The organism is Chitinivorax sp. B (assembly GCF_005503445.1).
Taxonomy (GTDB): Bacteria; Pseudomonadota; Gammaproteobacteria; order Burkholderiales; family SCOH01; genus Chitinivorax.
On sequence record NZ_SCOH01000035.1, the window covers coordinates 1 to 16,367 of the forward strand.

A 16,367-nucleotide genomic window follows, 5' to 3' on the forward strand; every position below is an offset into this window, starting at 1 on the left:
CCGAACTGCGCACCACCCACCGTGACTTGGCGTGTGGTGTCAGGCTGGTTGTAGGCATAACCCACCAACCCATAACGGGATTCAATGCCTTTTTCTTTAAGTGCGGCTTCCAGACCACTGACCGCGCGACCTGTCCACGTCTGGGCCGCCCAGTTGTTCTCCGCAGCCGTTCGACGCAGCAGTCGGATGGACTGAGATTCATCCGCCATGACAATGACGTCGGCTGCAGGCGCTGCCAGGGACGATGACATGCCCCCCATAGCCATGACAGCCGCTACAGCCCCAGCCCCCAAACGACGCTTACGGGAAACAAACATTGCACCACCGCCAACCAGCATCAATGCCAATACACCAGGCAGCGGCACACCAGTTGGTGGTGGTGTTCGTTTGGTCACCGTTACCTGGCCAGCACCAACAGTAATGGGCAGCAATACGTGCCCATCAAAATCACCCAACATATTCTGGCCTGCAATATTGGGCAGTACATTCAAGAAAGCAGTGCCTTCGGCAATAGCGTCAAATTCGAGCGAGATCAAACTGAAGAAACTCGCATGCTGCAAAGACTGCAGCATTGCCAGATCAGACAACAATGACACTTCAGATACGGCAATTTTTCCAGGCGATAAAATACTGAAGTCAGCGAAAGCATCGCCTACATTCATATCCGGATTTCCCAGTCCTGAGCCAAAGGTCAACCTCTTAAAGTTCAAGATGGAAGCATCAAAACTGACAATGAAGTCGAATGCACCAACCACATTTGAGCCTAGGTCACCTGCAGCCACGTCAATGCGTACAGAATCCGCAATCTTTGCAGATTGTGTTGGCGGCGTGAATTCGATTCTAGCCGCAGATGCACTGCCAACCACAAACATCAATGCGAGTGAAGCCAACTTCGCTTTGACAAAACATCCGATCTTTGACATTTTTAATTTCACCAGGACGGTATTCGCATCAAGCTATTGATGACTATGCCATTTCAGCAAAAACCACCAAAAACATTACGCAAATTGCAATTATGGATGTATGCATTATACATTTTTTATCTTTAAGAAACAATGACAGATGGTGTGCTGACAGATGCTGCAACGCAATCAGGTCAACAGTAATATTCGAAAATACTTATTAATTACTTCATTCGGAGGACAAGCACTTGACGCTGTAACCACATAGCCATTCAATACTGTCACTACACCGTAAGCAATGCCAGTTGGACTATTCAAGGTCATTACTACCTAGCTGGCAGTACACGGTCATCTTGCTTTCAGTGCAATTTTGACAACCTATGCATAAGTTAATAGAAAAAGTATTGAAATCAGTAAATTGATGTTGATGAACAGAATATTAAATATTTCCAGTAATATCCAATTAAAAAATTTTTATTTAAAATCAATAATACATACCAAAAATCACATTAAATACCAGACACCACCTCATCCAACTGCCGATCTATCCACATATCCGCACCATAAATTTTTCTCCATGCACCGCGGACGTTCAGACGCAAAAAAGCCCGTACGATGATGGGTACGGGCTTTTTATATGAAACCAAGCGATACGGCAGTTTGCGTCTCACCAAACCATTACAAATTGCGAGCGCTACGCTGCACAACTTTAGTGCTCAATACTTCAATGCATCCGTCAAGTGTGGTTGTAACGCTTGCAACAGTTGGCCGAATACACGGGGCGAACCCGCAACCACATGGCCCGATTCCAAGAAATGTTCATTCCCTTCAATATCGCTCACCAGTCCACCGGCTTCTTGTACCATGAGTACACCTGCTGCGATATCCCACGCATTCAGACCCAGCTCCCAGAAGCCATCGAAGCGGCCACAGGCAACATAGGCTAGGTCCAAGGCTGCAGAACCCGGCCTGCGCAGGCCGGCGGTGCGTTGAAGCAGATCCTTGAACATACTCATATAAGTATCGAGATGCGCAAAATCGGAATACGGGAAACCAGTTCCAATCAGGCTGTCAGCGAGCTGGATGCGCTTGGAAACACGAATACGACGATCGTTCAGAAATGCGCCTGCACCGCGGCTGGCGGTGAACAGGTCATTATGGACCGGGTCGAAAATGACGCCTTGGGTGATCGTACCATTATGTGACAAGGCGATTGAAACTGCATATTGCGGAAAACCATGTAGGAAATTGGTCGTGCCATCGAGCGGATCGATTATCCACTGAAATTCGGAGTCACCACGTGCACCTCCCTCTTCACCAAGTATGGCGTGGTTGGGGTATGCATCCAACAGCACCTCGACAATTGCCTGCTCTGCAGCACGGTCAACTTCGCTGACGAAGTCGTTATGATTTTTGCGTTCTACACGCAATACATCCAGATTATTGGACGCACGATTAATGATGGTCCCGGCCCGACGAGCTGCCTTGACCGCGATATTGAGCATCGGGTGCATGTTTCGACTCCAGTGCGACAGCCTTAAGTGGCTATCACGATGACAAGGAACAAGCAGACACTAGATTCAGATATAGCCCAGTGCTGCGGTAGTTGGGGACGTATTGTATTGTTTTTGCGCCCATAAATAAACTTGTGTTTACGTGGGGCCACTGTTTCACCCTTTGTTGGCGTGCTCCCGTACAACATCGAAAAAGATGCCAAAGCAACAACCCAACGTGCCAAACTGTGCATTCCTGCATCAAATCAAGCTATTTGAAATGATGAACCGCTGGATTCGCATACTGGCCTGTTAGAATTCAAGTCTTAACGAATCTATCACGCAGTGTTCATCATGGCAGACCAACTCGACCGAATCCGCATAATCCTGTCCAACCCTAGCCACCCAGGCAATATCGGCTCAGCAGCACGTGCCATGAAAGTCATGGGCCTATCGCGACTGTATCTGGTCAATCCCAAGGAATTCCCCAATGACCATGCGGATGCGCTGGCAAGCGGCGCCGTGGATGTACTGCGACAAGCTGTCGTGTGCAGTTCGCTGACCGAGGCACTGCACGGTGTTGGCTTTGCGGCCGCGTTGTCCGCGCGCCGCCGCGAACTGACACTCCCGGCAGAGAACCTGCGTGAAGCGGCAACTCATGCCATTCATCTTGCCAGTCAGAATGAAATTGCCTTCGTTTTCGGCAACGAAACGTTTGGGTTATCCAACGAAGAAGTCATGCAATGCAACATGCTGATTCATGTACCAACCAATCCTGTTTATTGCTCACTCAACTTGGCAGCGGCCGTCCAGTTGGTTTGCTACGAATTACGCATGGCTTCAGGTTTGACATCATTTGAAGATTGGCCCACCCCACCCGTATTGGCCACACAAGATCAGATCGAAGGTATGCTGCAACACTTGGAAGCCACGCTGATCGAGATCGGTTACTTGAACCCGGCCAACCCCAAGCGTCTGATGCCCCGACTGCGACGCCTGTATAAACGGGCCTCGTTGGAGGTGGACGAAATCGACATGTTGCGCGGCATTCTGACCAAAACGTTGGCCGGTAGACGCTGACCATGGCATACGGGTTCTCATATATCTTTGACAAGCGCGATGGTGCAGCAGTACAACCACTGCCATTTACAACAAGTATCCAACAGGAGAGGGAAAAATGCGCAGTTCAGTTGTTGCATGCCTCATGGCAGTTGCAGGAGTTGCAGGTTGCAGCCATACGTCGACACCAAACGATTACTATGATGACGACAAGGAATACATAACGGGTAGCAATATCCCCCGCAAGGCCAACCAAATTCGCTCACCTGATCTGAAAGTACTTGATCAAAAAGGGGCTGCCGACATGCGCGAGGCGTTGGACCAGTCGCACGAGCGAATCATGTAAACGTCGCTTCTTGTGCCCAAAAGCATGATGTACGCACCGCATCATGCTTTATTTAGACCACAAAAATGAACAATGGTCATTTGAAGGTGCCAATCCAAGAAAAAGCCATTGACATGGCTCACTTCTCGCCGAAATAATTAACTAACCAGTTAGTTATTTATATTCGCAATGGAACACCCTATTCCACCTCCACGCTGGCAGCGTCGCAAAGAAGCACGTCCGTCAGAAATTACCGCTGCCGCATTGGCACTGTTTGTACAACGCGGCTTTTCCGCGACCAAGCTGGACGATGTTGCCAAAGCGGCGGGGATCACCAAGGGGACGTTGTACCTTTACTTCGCCAGCAAGGAAGAACTATTCAAAGCGGCTGTTCGAGATACCTGGGAGCCCAGCTTGCAATTGGCGGAAGAAATGATTGCAGACACCCAGCATGACGCGACCTCTTTGCTTGAAACGCTGTTGCTGAGCTGGATCGACTTGATTCAAGCCTCGCCAGCAAACGGGATCTCAAAGTTGGCTATAGCCGAAGCTGGCAACTTCCCTGAACTAGCCCAGTTTTATCAACAGGAAATCGTTGATCGTAGCCGCCGTATTTTTGGCAAGGTCATTGAACGGGGTATGCAACGTGGTGAATTCCGTCAGGTTGATATTGGCTTCATGGTCACCGAGATCATTTCACCCATCATTATGCAAACCTTATGGCAGCAGGCATTTGGCCCTTATTGCAAAACATCACCTGATCTACCTGGCTTCGCCCGTTTCCATCTTGACTTGCTGTTGAATGGCTTACGTACAGCAAGCGCGCACCAACATATCTAATTGAATGGAAGTTGACGGGTCATGACGACATGAATGCTCCCAAAACTCGATGTCAATCCAAGCTTTTTCCGGAGAATCAAGCATGACAAACGAAGTACCCCCCCCTGCAGATGCACCCAAAAAACAGGGTAAAGCACGTCTGGTGCTACTGATTGCCTCCATTGGCATTATTGGTAGTCTTGGCTATCGATGGTGGCATGGCCAACACTTTGTCTCAACCGACAATGCTCAGATCGAAGGCCGCATTGTTCCTATTGCCGCCAGGGTTGCCGGCTATGTAACAGACATCCGGGTTACAGACAACCAACTCACCAAGTCCAATGATTTACTGGTAAAAATCGACGATCGCGATTACCAGGCCAAGTTGCTACAGGCAGATGCTGAACTCTCCATGGCCGTATCCAACGCAGGCAAACAGGGGGGAGATATTGGCCAAGCTGCTGCGCAAATCCATTGGGCTCAAGCCAATGCATCCGCCGCCACAGCCAACATCAATCAGTCCGATGCAAATTTGCAAAAAGTACGTAATGATCTTGAGCGGATCAAGTCATTGGCAGCACAAAACATGGCTTCACAGCAGCAGCTTGATGCCGCTGAAACCGGTGTGCGAACTGCCGAAGCCCAACTGAAAACCGCACGAGACTCTGCCAGTGCAGCAGGTGAGCAGGTCACTGTGTATTCCGCTGCACTTCGTACGGCAAAATCGAAGGTAGATGCAGCACGTGCAGTACGTGATCTGGCTGCTATTCAGCTGGCAGATACGGAACTGAAAGCGCCAACTGCCGGCATGGTCAGCAAGAAGAATGTTGAAATTGGGCAATTGGTCCAACCTGGCCAGACCTTAATGAGTCTGGTGGCAACTGGCGATGTATGGGTGGTGGCCAACGTCAAGGAAACCGATGTAGGCAAGGTCAAACCAGGTGCCTCCGCTGCCATTGAGATCGATGCCTATCCGGGCATCAAAATTCATGGCAAGGTCGAATCCATCAGCGCGGCTACTGGTGCAAAGTTCACCCTGCTACCACCGGATAATGCGACTGGCAACTTCACGAAAGTGGTACAACGCGTACCAGTCAAAATTCGCCTGGATCAAAGCAATGACAAGACTCACCCATTGCGCCCCGGGATGAGTGTTGTTGCCACGATCGAGGCCTCGGCATGAATGCAATTCTGCCTGGCCTGTCCCGTTCAAACAGCCCAGCCGGGATTCATACCAACCGTTTCATCATTGCACTGACCGTGACACTTGCCTCGGTGCTGGAACTGCTCGACACCAGTATCGTCAATGTGGCTGTACCGCATATGATGGGCTCGTTAGGTGCTACATTAGATGAGATTGCCTGGGTCTCGACGGGCTACGTTGTGGCCAATGTGATCATACTCCCGATTTCAGGCTGGCTATCCGGTCAGCTGGGCAGACGTAACTATTTTGCCTTATCGATTCTGATATTCACCGTTGCCTCGATGGCCTGTGGTGCCGCCGCCACGCTGGAGTCCCTGGTGTTCTGGCGAATTGTTCAAGGTCTTGGCGGCGGTGGCCTGTTGGCCACAGCACAATCCACCATTTTCGAGACTTTTCCAGTCAAGGAAATGGGTACTGCCATGGCCATTTTTGGTATGGGTATCATGGCCGGCCCGGCATTGGGCCCGACCGTGGGTGGCTGGTTGACCGATGCCTATTCCTGGCCCTGGATCTTCTATATTAATTTGCCATTAGGTATCGCCGCGCTGTTGCTCACCTTGGTCTACGTGCCGGATTCAGCCATGCAGCAAAAGGCCGCCAAAGTGGACTATATCGGCCTGATTTTACTGGCCATTGGCATTGGTGCCTTGCAGACAATGCTGGAACGCGGTGAGAAAAATGATTGGTTCCAATCCACGGAAGTCGTCGTTTTAGCCTTGATGGCTTTCTTTGGGTTGTTCCTGTTCATAATCCATGAGCTGGAAACCCGCCACCCGATTGTCGACCTGCGAATCATGCGGGATGGGCAATTCAACGCGGGCCTGATCTATGCGTTTCTGACAGGTGCTGCCCTGTACAGCACCATTTTCATGTTCCCGGTATATGCACAGTCGTTGATGGGCTATAACGCCTTTCAGACAGGCATGTTCATTCTGCCCTCAGCCATTGCCACCGCCATTGCGCTCGCCACCACCAGCAAACTGGTGGCACGTGGCGTGTCGGCAAAAGCGGTGATTGTGTTGGGCACAATTGTATTCTGCTATTCGATGTGGATGCACTACCACTTTACAACCCAAAGTGGTGCGGAAGATTTCTTCTGGCCTTTGGTGCTGCGTGGCCTGGGATTGGGAATGGTGTTCGTACCGCTGAATAACCTGGCCATGAGCAATATCGCCCCCAAAGACATGGCAAACGCCAGTGGCCTCTACAACCTGACCCGTATGTTGGGTGGGAGCGTGGGTATCGCAACGTCTGCGACTGGATACAATCACCTGCTGCAAAGTCAGCAAGCACATTTATCTGAACACCTGGCAACCAATGCGCCAGCTACTTTACAACGGCTGACCACGTTGAAGCAGATTCTGATAGTGCGCGGCGTACCCGAGAGCATGGTCAATAGCAAAGCACATGCCCTGCTAAATATGCAGGTACAAAAGCAGGCGAATATGCTGTCGTTCAGCCAGTTGTTCTTCTGGTTCGGCATCGTGCTGGCGTGCGCCATTCCACTACTGCTGCTCATGCGGAACACCAAGCTGCGCCAAGGTAGCATGGATGCACATTAGCAGACAGAAAGGGGGCGAAGCCGTCCCCTGCTTCCAACCAACGTACAGTGACCGCTCTGCACTACCGTCAGGCGCGAATGGCTTCGATCACTCAGCCGCCACCAGCGCGCGAGCCCCTCTTCGAAGCGTTCGATCAGTATCGACGAGGGCATTATTTTTGCAGCAATGCCAGTGAGCAACACGTCCGGGCGACCTGCCCGAACTGAAATTCGGCACGTGGATCTTGACACCCACTGAAACCTGCTATTGCAGGTCAGTTGAATAGGACTAAAGATCAACTGGCCCCCTTCCCTCAAAAAAACCACACCCGAAGGTGTGGTTCAACTGCATGATCATTCTGCATCGGCATCACATAGCCGCTGCAACCAAGCTGTCATCAAGCAAAATGTTGTTCCTTGACCGCCATTTCTCGCAACAAGGCCGGTGATTCAAAACGTGCGCCATATCGTTTCGCCAATTGATCAGCGCGCCCGATAAAGGCCGGCAGACCGTACTGATTGATATATTGGATTGCCCCACCCGTCCAAGCAGGGAAACCAATACCGAAAATGGATCCGATATTGGCGTCAACAACCGAATTCAAAATCCCCTCCTCCAGGCAGCGCACGGTTTCCAACGCCTGCACAAACAGCATTCGATCAACCATGTCCTGCATGAGGACAGGCACCTCTTGCTTACCCCAGATTTTGGCCAATCCTGGCCAAAGTCGCTTTTTCCCGCCATCTGCCGGATAGTCATAAAAACCTGCCCCTGCAGCCTTACCCGCACGCTGGTGATCACGCAACATGCAATCAAAAACGAGTTCAGCAGGGTGAGCCTGATAAACCTGGCCAGATGCCTCCAAATCAGCACGGGCCTGCTTGCTGATTTGGTCGATCAAGCTCAGGCTGACTTCGTCCACTACGGCTAATGGCCCAACCGGCATGCCAGCCTGCAATGCGGCCATTTCAACGGCTGGAGCGGGTAAACCTTCTCCCAACATTGCCACGCCTTCGTTGATATAAGTGCCAAATACCCGGCTGGTAAAGAAGCCCCGACCATCATTGACCACAATCGGCGTCTTGCCAATCTGCATCACAAAATCAAAAGCCCGAGCAAGCGTCTCGTCAGACGTATCGTGCCCACGGACGATCTCGACCAATTCCATTTTGTCCACGGGCGAAAAAAAATGCAGGCCAATGAATCGTTCAGGTCGGCTGCTGGCCGCGGCCAAACCACTGATTGGCAGCGTTGGGGTGTTGGATGCCATGAGCACGCCGGGTGAAACAACCCTTTCGGCCTCTTGTGTGACTTTGGCTTTCAGCGCTCGATCCTCATATACCGCCTCAATAACCAGATCACACCCGGCAAAATCTGCGGCATCGGCCGTTGGCAGAATTAATTCCAGGATGCCATCCGCTGCCGATTGTGCCATTTGCCCCTTTGCGACGCGCTTGGTCAGCAGATCAGCACTGTGACGCTTACCTTTTTCAGCAGCTGCCAGCGATGTATCCTTCAATACCACCGCCAGTTTGCGGCTGGCACACGCATAGGCGATCCCCGCCCCCATCATGCCAGCCCCAATGATACCCACCTTGTCTGATCGCCATGGCGAAACGGCCTTGGGTCGACTACCGCCAGCCTTCAACTGATTCAGTTGAAACCAGAATGTGCCAATCATATTTTTGGCTACCTGCCCCACTGCAAGCTTTACAAAATAGCGGGATTCGATGCGGCTGGCGGTGCTGAAATCCACCTGTGCACCTTCAACCGCGGCAGCCAAAATCGCCTCAGGTGCAGGATAACAACCGTGCGTCTTGGCACGTAACATTGCCGGCGCTACTACCAACACCTGGGCAACTTTGGGGTAACTGGGTGTACCGCCTGGCATTTTATAATCGTCACGGTCCCATGGTTGCTTGAAGTCAGGGTTTGCTCGGATCCAGTCCCGGGCACGTTGCAACAAATCATCCACTCCTACAGCCAATTCATCCACCAAACCTGCAGCCAATGCCTGCTTGGCAGATAATCGTTTACCTTCCATCAAATGAGGTAATGCTGCCTGTAAGCCCAACAGACGTGTCAGACGTGCCACTCCACCACCACCAGGCAACAAGCCTAACGTTACTTCCGGAAAACCAAACTGAGCTTTTGGATGATCAATGGCAATTCGCCAATGGCATGCCAATACTACTTCCATCCCACCACCCAATGCAGTCCCATTGATGGCAGCCACCACCGGAGGACCAAATGTCTCCAATTGTCTTAGCAGGCCCTTAATTTCTTCCACCAATGCAAACATGGCATCTGCATGCTGTGGATCTGCCTGAATCAGCTCGTTCAGGTCCCCTCCTGCAAAGAACGTCGATTTGGCGGAAGCAACAATGACCCCACAAACACGTTCACCATCCTGCCGCAACTTTGCAAGGATGTCCGCCATCCCCTCCCGATAGGCCGCATTCATGGTATTGGCCGACTGGCCTGGAATATCTATCGTCAGGGTTGCGATGCCGTCATCGTCTAATTCATAGCGAATTGCGTTACTCATCTTTTGTCCTTACACCCGTTCGATGATGGTTGCGATACCCATGCCGCCGCCAACGCATAGCGTAGCCAGTCCGCGGCGCAAATTGCGACGTTCCAGCTCGTCCAGCAAGGTTCCCAAAATCATTGCACCCGTCGCGCCCAAAGGATGGCCCAAAGCAATCGCACCACCGTTGACATTCACCTTTTCCGCAGGCACTGCCATTTCATTCATGAAACGCATTACAACAGCAGCAAATGCTTCGTTCACCTCGAACAGGTCGATATCTTCAACAGTCAAACCTACCTTAGCCAAGGCACGGCGGGTTGCCGGCGCCGGGCCGGTTAGCATGATGGTTGGATCTGTACCGCACAACGCGGTGGAGACGATACGAGCACGTGGCGCCAAGCCAAGCTCCCGCCCTATGGATTCCGAGCCAATCAGCATCAATGCAGCACCATCGACAATTCCTGAAGAATTACCCGCGTGGTGCACATGGTCGATCCGCTCAAGCTGTGGATACTTGTGCAGCGCAACGGTATCCATACCCATCAGACCGATACCTTCAAACGATGGCTTCAGTTTGGCCAAAGCCGCCACGCTCGTCTCCGGTTTGATGAATTCATCCTTATCCAGTATGGTCAGCCCACAAGCATCACGAACCGGTATGACTGACCGCTTGAAATGGCCGGCAGCCCTGGCTGCAGCGGCTTTGTGCTGTGACGACACAGCGAATGCATCGACTTGCTCACGACTGAATCCCGCCAATGTCGCGATAAGATCTGCACCAATCCCCTGCGGCACAAAATAGGTATCAAGATTGGTTTGAGGGTCAGTCGCCCAAGCACCACCATCCGAGCCCATCGGTACTCTGGACATGGATTCAACGCCACCGGCAACAACTAACTGCTCCCAACCGGACCGTACCTTCTGAGCAGCCATGTTGACCGCCTCCAGTCCTGATGCACAGAACCGATTGATCTGCACCCCAGCCGCATTCCAATCCCAACCAGCAGCCAAGGCAGCCGTCTTGGCAATATCTGCGCCCTGATCGCCAACCGGTGTTACACATCCCAAAACGACATCATCCACCTTCCCCGTATCCAGACTTGGATTACGAGCAGTCAGTGCATGCATTAAGCCTGTCAGTAAGCTGATCGACTTCACTTCATAGAGTGAGCCATCTCTTTTGCCTTTGCCGCGGGGGGTTCGAATGGCATCAAAGATGAATGCTTCTGCCATTGTCTTTCTCCTTATCTCAGAATGAATCCAGCAAATACCGCCTTGCCGGCATCTTCATACCAGCAAAGGATGCAACAGCAAATACCCCTCGTGGCGCATAGCCTGCGAGAGCATTGGACGAATAGCCAACATCAGTTAGCTAGCTTAGACCATCAAACAAGTAACACAATGACATGAAGCAACAAGGCACTTGGCAGAACCGATCAAGCCAACACTTTGCATCGGATACCAAGCAAATAAAATGGCATTCTCGGATTTGCACCAAGCAATAGCCAATAGGCGGAAATAAAAAGACAAAACCCGCAGAACAGGCGGCTGCGGGTTATCAGATAATAAATCAGAACAAATTGTCAGTGGTGCCCGGAGCCGGAATCGAACCGGCACGCCGGTTTCCCAGCGAGGGATTTTAAGTCCCTTGTGTCTACCTATTTCACCATCCGGGCAGATGGCAAGAGGAATGTTGGAGGCGGGTGCCGGAATCGAACCGACGTCCACGGATTTGCAATCCGCTGCATAGCCACTTTGCTAACCCGCCTTAACCGGCATTGCATTAAACCAGCTAAGTTTAACGCAACTCAAAGCTGATCGCCATTCGCCTTGAATTAAAAGGGGAAAGCACTGCTTTCCCCTATAATCTGGAGCGGGAAACGAGACTCGAACTCGCGACCCCAACCTTGGCAAGGTTGTGCTCTACCAACTGAGCTATTCCCGCATATATCTGAACAAAAATCTGGAGCGGGAAACGAGACTCGAACTCGCGACCCCAACCTTGGCAAGGTTGTGCTCTACCAACTGAGCTATTCCCGCTTTACTCGACTGCGTTACCGCCGTCGTTCAGAGAGCCGCCATTATAGCGGCGAAATTATTCCTGTCAACACTCTGCAATCAATTTTCTGCGTGCTTGATTAGAGGCCAAGCAACACGTAGATAGTAAATCATTGACCATAAAGTCAAAACGGCGGCAATCAGCATCAATAGCTCGCCAATAAAAAGTGTACTGATCTTTGGCAACAAAGGCCCAGCATAGAGTAGAAGCAATATCGCAACCATTTGCGCGGCCGTTTTCAGCTTACCAATGAAGGTCACTGCGACGCTTTTGCTTCTCCCCAGTTGCGCCATCCACTCTCGCAATGCGGAAATTGTAATCTCGCGGCCGATGATGACAACCGCAATCCAAGCCTCGGTCCGTCCGAGATTCACCAATAGAATCAAGGCTGCCGCTACCATTAATTTGTCTGCGACAGGATCCAGAAATGCGCCGAATGACGTCGTTTGCCCAAGTGCCCTGGCAAGATAACCATCGAACCAGTCAGTAATTGCTGCCAACGCAAAACAAAATGCGGCAAACAGATTCTTGTCTGGCATCGGCAACCATCGCTCTGGCAGGTAATAAATGCCCACAAACAGCGGGATCAATACGATTCGGCACCACGTCAGGAAAATCGGTAAATTGAACGGCATGGAAAGTCGTTGTTCTTTATGATGAGTGCAGTTGTTTATAGATAGTCTCGGCCAATGACTGGCTAATACCTTCAACTTGGCAAAGTTGGTCGACACTGGCCTGCTGGACGCCTTTCAAGCCACCGAAATGGGCCAACAATTTTTGGCGGCGCTTTGGCCCGATCCCGTCGATATCTTCCAACGTCGACGTCGTACGTGTCTTACCACGCCTTTGCCGGTGCCCGGTGATGGCGAAGCGATGTGCCTCGTCACGAATTTGCTGAATTAGGTGCAAGGCAGGATGATCGGTGGGCAATTGTAACGTTTTTTGTTGGTGCGGAATAATCAGCTGCTCTAGGCCAGGCTTTCGTTCTTCACCTTTGGCTACGCCCACCACCAACAAATCAGTCAGACCTATTTCAGACATCACCTCCAATGCCACGCCCACTTGCCCTTTACCCCCGTCAATCAATACCAGATCTGGCATCACCCCTTCTCCCGCTGCAATCTTTTGGTAACGCCGACTCAGCACATCTCGCATAGCCGCAAAGTCATCACCAGGTGTAATGCCAGAAATATTGTAACGCCGGTATTCGGATGGCTGCATCGCCATTCGATCATAGACAACGCAGGACGCAACCGTTGCCTCGCCCATAGTATGGCTGATATCGAAGCATTCGATCCGAGCGTCACCGATTTGCAATCCCAGCGTCTCCTGCAACGCGGTTAGTCGCGCCTCCTGAGTTGACTGATTCACCAATCGCTGACCAATGGCGATCTCAGCATTCTTGACCGCCATTTCAAGCCAAATTCGCCGCTCACCCGTTGGATTGGCATTCAATAGAATCTTCCGCTCAGCTTGCTCAGTCAACAGATCCTGTAAAGGCCCCAGTTCCGGCACACCATTGACAATGATACTTTGGGGCACACTACGGTCCAGATAATGCTGGAGCAGGAAAGCCTCCAATGCCTGTGCCGGCAGGTAGCCATCCGCATTACTTGGAAAGAAACTCTTATCCCCAAGGTGGCGACCACCACGAATCATCACTAAGTTGACACACAATAATCCGTTGGCGGCAACACATGCCACCACATCTGCATCTAATTGGGATGTATTACTACTAACAAATTGCCGGCTGCGTATTTTGCCCAGGCTTTGGAGCTGATCCCGTAACTGCGCAGCCTCCTCAAACCTCCATTCGGCTGAGGCTGTCTCCATCTTGCTCTGTAAATCCGCCAACAGCTCGTTGTCTTTGCCCTGTAGAAACAGCATGGCATTCCGAACATCTGCGCGATACTGATCATTGTCAATCATGCCAACACAGGGGCCAGTACAACGCTTGATTTGATATAACAGACACGGGCGTGATCGGTTACTGAAAACGGAGTCTTCGCATGTCCTCAGTCGAAAGACCTTTTGAAGCAATTGAATATTTTCACGCACTGCGTGTCCAGTAGGAAACGGCCCGAAGTACTGATTCTTACGGTCCAACGAACCGCGGTAGAAACCCAATCTCGGGAAAGCATGACCTGTTAACAAAATATACGGGTAAGACTTATCGTCACGAAACAGAATGTTATAACGCGGACTGAGAGCTTTGATTAGGTTGTTTTCGAGAATGAAGGCCTCACTCTCGGTTCTTACCACTGTCGTCTCAATTGCAGCAATCTGAGCAACCATCAATTTGATCCGTGGCGACAGGTCGGTTTTCTGAAAATAGGACGAGACGCGCCTCTTTAAATCTTTTGCTTTGCCAACGTACAACACTGTGCCGTCCATCGATATCATTCGATAGACACCAGGTAAATTGGGCAAGCCTGCCAAGATAGGCTTGGGATCAAAAGGTATAGAGGCTTCCATGATCATATGGTAGCAGTGCAATAGAAAATGTGGATAGACAGCGAACAATGCAAAAACGGCAGGCACAATGCCTGCCGTTTTTGTTGATTGGCAAATCAATCATTCACCACTATTAAGACTGTTCTTACGAATCTCAACAGGATATTTGCCTTCCAGGCTCTTCACATAAGACATTGCTTCAACCTGAGAAATTTGGCGCCCCATCATTTGAGCAATACCCTTAACCTTATCTGCTGTAGTATCCGCAGGTATCACCTTATTCAGTCTATAGATCACATAACCACCATTGGGTGTAGTTGATGCTGCATAGCCGGGTACTTTATCAGCAGGTAACTTGAAGATCTCTCTCGCACCGTCTCGATCAATTGCGGGTAAACCTTGGCGAGTCAACTTAAGAGATTCACCCCAGCTCAACTCGACCGATTTACCGGCTTTTAGCATATCGAACTTTGCCTTCCCCTCAGCCAGCGCCAATGCTTTTGCTTTCTCCTGAATTAGCTTTGCTGTGATCTCAGCTTGCACATCAGCAAATGTCTTCATTCCAGCCGGTCGATGATCATGCACACGAGCTGCCAGCAATTTGCCAGGCATGACCTCAACTGCTTCGCTATTGTGCTTCTTCTTCACCACCTCATCGCTGAACACCGCTTCCAACACCTTCGGATTGTTTAGATCTGGCTCTTGTGCGGACTTGCGTGTAACCCAATCGCTTTGCTTCGCTGGCAATTTGAATTGCTCAATGACAGCCTTGAGCGAATCAGGTTGGTTGTAAAGCAGATCGTTAAACTTGTCAGTTGCACTAGCAAACTGCTGTGTGGCTTTCTGACTTTTCAACGTTGTTTCGATCTGCGACTTGACCTCGTCAAAGCTCTTCACACGAAGGTCGTCCAACTTCAGGATGTGATAACCAAACTGTGTTTCGATCAAACCTTTGATCTCACCCTTTTGCATTGCAAATGCGGCATCCTCAAACGGCTTTACAAATCCACCACCCTTACCGTAGTACCCCAAATCACCACCATTGGCCGCAGAGCCCGGATCCTGCGATTCAGTCCTGGCAAGCTGAGCAAATGTGTCGGGCGCCGCTTGCACCTTCTTCAACAGTGCTTCCGCCTTGCTTTTGATCTTTACCTTGTCCTCAGCGCTTGCCTTACTGTCAACGGTCAAAAGAATATGACTGATCTTGCGCTCTTCTTTAGCCAGATCATCTTTGTTTGAATCAAAATACTTCTTGACCTCGTCTTCGGAAACGGATTGCTGCGCAGCCAAATCTGACTGCGACAACACTACATACTCAAGTTTGAGTTGTTCTGGCTGTTTGAATTCGTCCTGATGTGAGTCATAGTATTTCTTTGCAGCATCAGCCTCCAATTTAACCTGACTAGCAAAGACCTCAGGAGAAAACGACGCCATTGTTACTTCCCGCTGCTCTTCAAACAGTGCCAATAATTGCGTCGTGGTCGTCTTTGACGCAAAACCACTGTTAACTACACTATCCAACAACTGTGCAGACAACAAATCGTTGCGAACCATATTCTGGAAGTACTCAACCGACCAACCTCGTGACTTCAGCAGTTGTTCGTACTTTTCCTTACTAAATGTACCGTTGTCCTGAAAAGCCGGGATGTTGGCGATATACTTCGCCAAGTCAGCATCAGCCACACCCATTCCAATCTGATTCGCATGGGCTAGGCGCAAACGCTGCGCAATCAGGCCTTTCAATACTTCTTCCTTGACCTCAGCCGTTAAAGGCAAATTCTGTGATTGAATGGCATTGGTGAGTTCTTGGCGGGAGATTTTCTGCCCGCCAACGGTTGCTACAAAATTGGGATCATCGCCAACGTCATAGCTACCGACACCGAAACCGATGAACGAAAGTGCCACAGCGCCAAGCAGGACTTGCAGCGGGGTCTTGTATTTTTCTACAAATTCAAACATTTGGATGATGGAAGCAGCG

General features: G+C 50.7%; 12 protein-coding genes and 4 tRNA genes. 5 read left to right on the forward strand and 11 right to left on the reverse strand.

The features are described 5' to 3' along the window. Both FFS57_RS18470 and FFS57_RS18475 read right to left on the reverse strand, forming a co-directional pair. Positions 1-923: hypothetical protein (locus FFS57_RS18470; RefSeq protein ID WP_137939297.1), on the reverse strand; the 923-nt coding region annotated here is incomplete at its 3' end. A 695-nt stretch (positions 924-1,618) separates the two neighbouring features. Beyond that, positions 1,619-2,416 carry an inositol monophosphatase family protein gene (locus tag FFS57_RS18475; RefSeq protein ID WP_137939298.1) on the reverse strand — a complete coding sequence of 266 codons (798 nt, stop codon included), beginning with the start codon at positions 2,414-2,416 and terminating at the stop codon, positions 1,619-1,621. A 333-nt stretch (positions 2,417-2,749) separates the two neighbouring features. Here FFS57_RS18475 and FFS57_RS18480 point away from each other — a divergent pair, with 333 nt between their 5' ends. From FFS57_RS18480 to FFS57_RS18500, 5 genes are all read left to right on the forward strand, one after another. Beyond that, positions 2,750-3,475: an RNA methyltransferase gene (locus FFS57_RS18480; RefSeq protein WP_137939299.1), complete on the forward strand. Its 726-nt coding sequence runs from the start codon at positions 2,750-2,752 to the stop codon at positions 3,473-3,475. A 124-nt stretch (positions 3,476-3,599) separates the two neighbouring features. Then, positions 3,600-3,800 carry a hypothetical protein gene (locus FFS57_RS18485; RefSeq protein WP_137939300.1) on the forward strand — a complete coding sequence of 67 codons (201 nt, stop codon included), beginning with the start codon at positions 3,600-3,602 and terminating at the stop codon, positions 3,798-3,800. Between the two features lie 168 nt (positions 3,801-3,968). Next, the gene (locus tag FFS57_RS18490) at positions 3,969-4,619 is read left to right on the forward strand and encodes a TetR/AcrR family transcriptional regulator (RefSeq protein ID WP_137939301.1); all 651 of its coding nucleotides are present in this window, start codon (positions 3,969-3,971) and stop codon (positions 4,617-4,619) included. Between the two features lie 82 nt (positions 4,620-4,701). Continuing rightward, the gene (locus FFS57_RS18495; protein ID WP_171014058.1) at positions 4,702-5,781 is read left to right on the forward strand and encodes an HlyD family secretion protein; all 1,080 of its coding nucleotides are present in this window, start codon (positions 4,702-4,704) and stop codon (positions 5,779-5,781) included. Continuing rightward, positions 5,778-7,364, forward strand: a complete 1,587-nt coding sequence (locus FFS57_RS18500) for a DHA2 family efflux MFS transporter permease subunit (RefSeq protein WP_137939303.1) — start codon at positions 5,778-5,780, stop codon at positions 7,362-7,364. The genes FFS57_RS18495 and FFS57_RS18500 overlap by 4 nt, the downstream gene beginning before the upstream one ends. Positions 7,365-7,740: 376 nt before the next feature. Here FFS57_RS18500 and FFS57_RS18505 read toward each other — a convergent pair whose 3' ends face one another. The 9 genes from FFS57_RS18505 to FFS57_RS18545 form a co-directional block, all read right to left on the reverse strand. After that, a complete protein-coding gene (locus FFS57_RS18505; RefSeq protein WP_137939304.1) occupies positions 7,741-9,891 on the reverse strand; it encodes a 3-hydroxyacyl-CoA dehydrogenase NAD-binding domain-containing protein in 2,151 nt (716 codons plus the stop codon). Positions 9,892-9,900: 9 nt separating this feature from the next. Then, complete coding sequence (locus FFS57_RS18510; RefSeq protein WP_137939305.1) at positions 9,901-11,109, reverse strand: acetyl-CoA C-acetyltransferase; 1,209 nt, start codon at positions 11,107-11,109, stop codon at positions 9,901-9,903. A 354-nt stretch (positions 11,110-11,463) separates the two neighbouring features. Next, a tRNA-Leu gene (locus FFS57_RS18515) sits at positions 11,464-11,552 on the reverse strand. A gap of 18 nt (positions 11,553-11,570) precedes the next feature. Then, positions 11,571-11,644 (reverse strand) — tRNA-Cys (locus FFS57_RS18520). Positions 11,645-11,745: 101 nt separating this feature from the next. Continuing rightward, positions 11,746-11,821 (reverse strand) — tRNA-Gly (locus FFS57_RS18525). A 19-nt stretch (positions 11,822-11,840) separates the two neighbouring features. Further along, positions 11,841-11,916 (reverse strand) — tRNA-Gly (locus tag FFS57_RS18530). Between the two features lie 78 nt (positions 11,917-11,994). Further along, complete coding sequence (gene pgsA / locus FFS57_RS18535) at positions 11,995-12,570, reverse strand: CDP-diacylglycerol--glycerol-3-phosphate 3-phosphatidyltransferase (protein ID WP_137939306.1); 576 nt, start codon at positions 12,568-12,570, stop codon at positions 11,995-11,997. Positions 12,571-12,586: 16 nt separating this feature from the next. Next, positions 12,587-14,410 carry an excinuclease ABC subunit UvrC gene (gene uvrC / locus FFS57_RS18540; RefSeq protein ID WP_137939307.1) on the reverse strand — a complete coding sequence of 608 codons (1,824 nt, stop codon included), beginning with the start codon at positions 14,408-14,410 and terminating at the stop codon, positions 12,587-12,589. 99 nt (positions 14,411-14,509) lie between these two features. Then, positions 14,510-16,348, reverse strand: a complete 1,839-nt coding sequence (locus tag FFS57_RS18545; protein WP_137939308.1) for a SurA N-terminal domain-containing protein — start codon at positions 16,346-16,348, stop codon at positions 14,510-14,512. Positions 16,349-16,367 lie beyond the last annotated feature (19 nt).

What these genes read in the sequence shown, in the direction of transcription:
- FFS57_RS18475 (WP_137939298.1), bottom strand. Translation starts at nt 2,416, where the DNA reads ATGCACCCGATGCTCAATATCGCGGTCAAGGCAGCTCGTCGGGCCGGG.
- FFS57_RS18480 (WP_137939299.1), top strand. Translation starts at nt 2,750, where the DNA reads ATGGCAGACCAACTCGACCGAATCCGCATAATCCTGTCCAACCCTAGC.
- FFS57_RS18485 (WP_137939300.1), top strand. Translation starts at nt 3,600, where the DNA reads ATGGCAGTTGCAGGAGTTGCAGGTTGCAGCCATACGTCGACACCAAAC.
- FFS57_RS18490 (WP_137939301.1), top strand. Translation starts at nt 3,969, where the DNA reads ATGGAACACCCTATTCCACCTCCACGCTGGCAGCGTCGCAAAGAAGCA.
- FFS57_RS18495 (WP_171014058.1), top strand. Translation starts at nt 4,702, where the DNA reads ATGACAAACGAAGTACCCCCCCCTGCAGATGCACCCAAAAAACAGGGT.
- FFS57_RS18500 (WP_137939303.1), top strand. Translation starts at nt 5,778, where the DNA reads ATGAATGCAATTCTGCCTGGCCTGTCCCGTTCAAACAGCCCAGCCGGG.
- FFS57_RS18505 (WP_137939304.1), bottom strand. Translation starts at nt 9,891, where the DNA reads ATGAGTAACGCAATTCGCTATGAATTAGACGATGACGGCATCGCAACC.
- FFS57_RS18510 (WP_137939305.1), bottom strand. Translation starts at nt 11,109, where the DNA reads ATGGCAGAAGCATTCATCTTTGATGCCATTCGAACCCCCCGCGGCAAA.
- pgsA (WP_137939306.1), bottom strand. Translation starts at nt 12,570, where the DNA reads ATGCCGTTCAATTTACCGATTTTCCTGACGTGGTGCCGAATCGTATTG.
- uvrC (WP_137939307.1), bottom strand. Translation starts at nt 14,410, where the DNA reads ATGGAAGCCTCTATACCTTTTGATCCCAAGCCTATCTTGGCAGGCTTG.
- FFS57_RS18545 (WP_137939308.1), bottom strand. Translation starts at nt 16,348, where the DNA reads ATGTTTGAATTTGTAGAAAAATACAAGACCCCGCTGCAAGTCCTGCTT.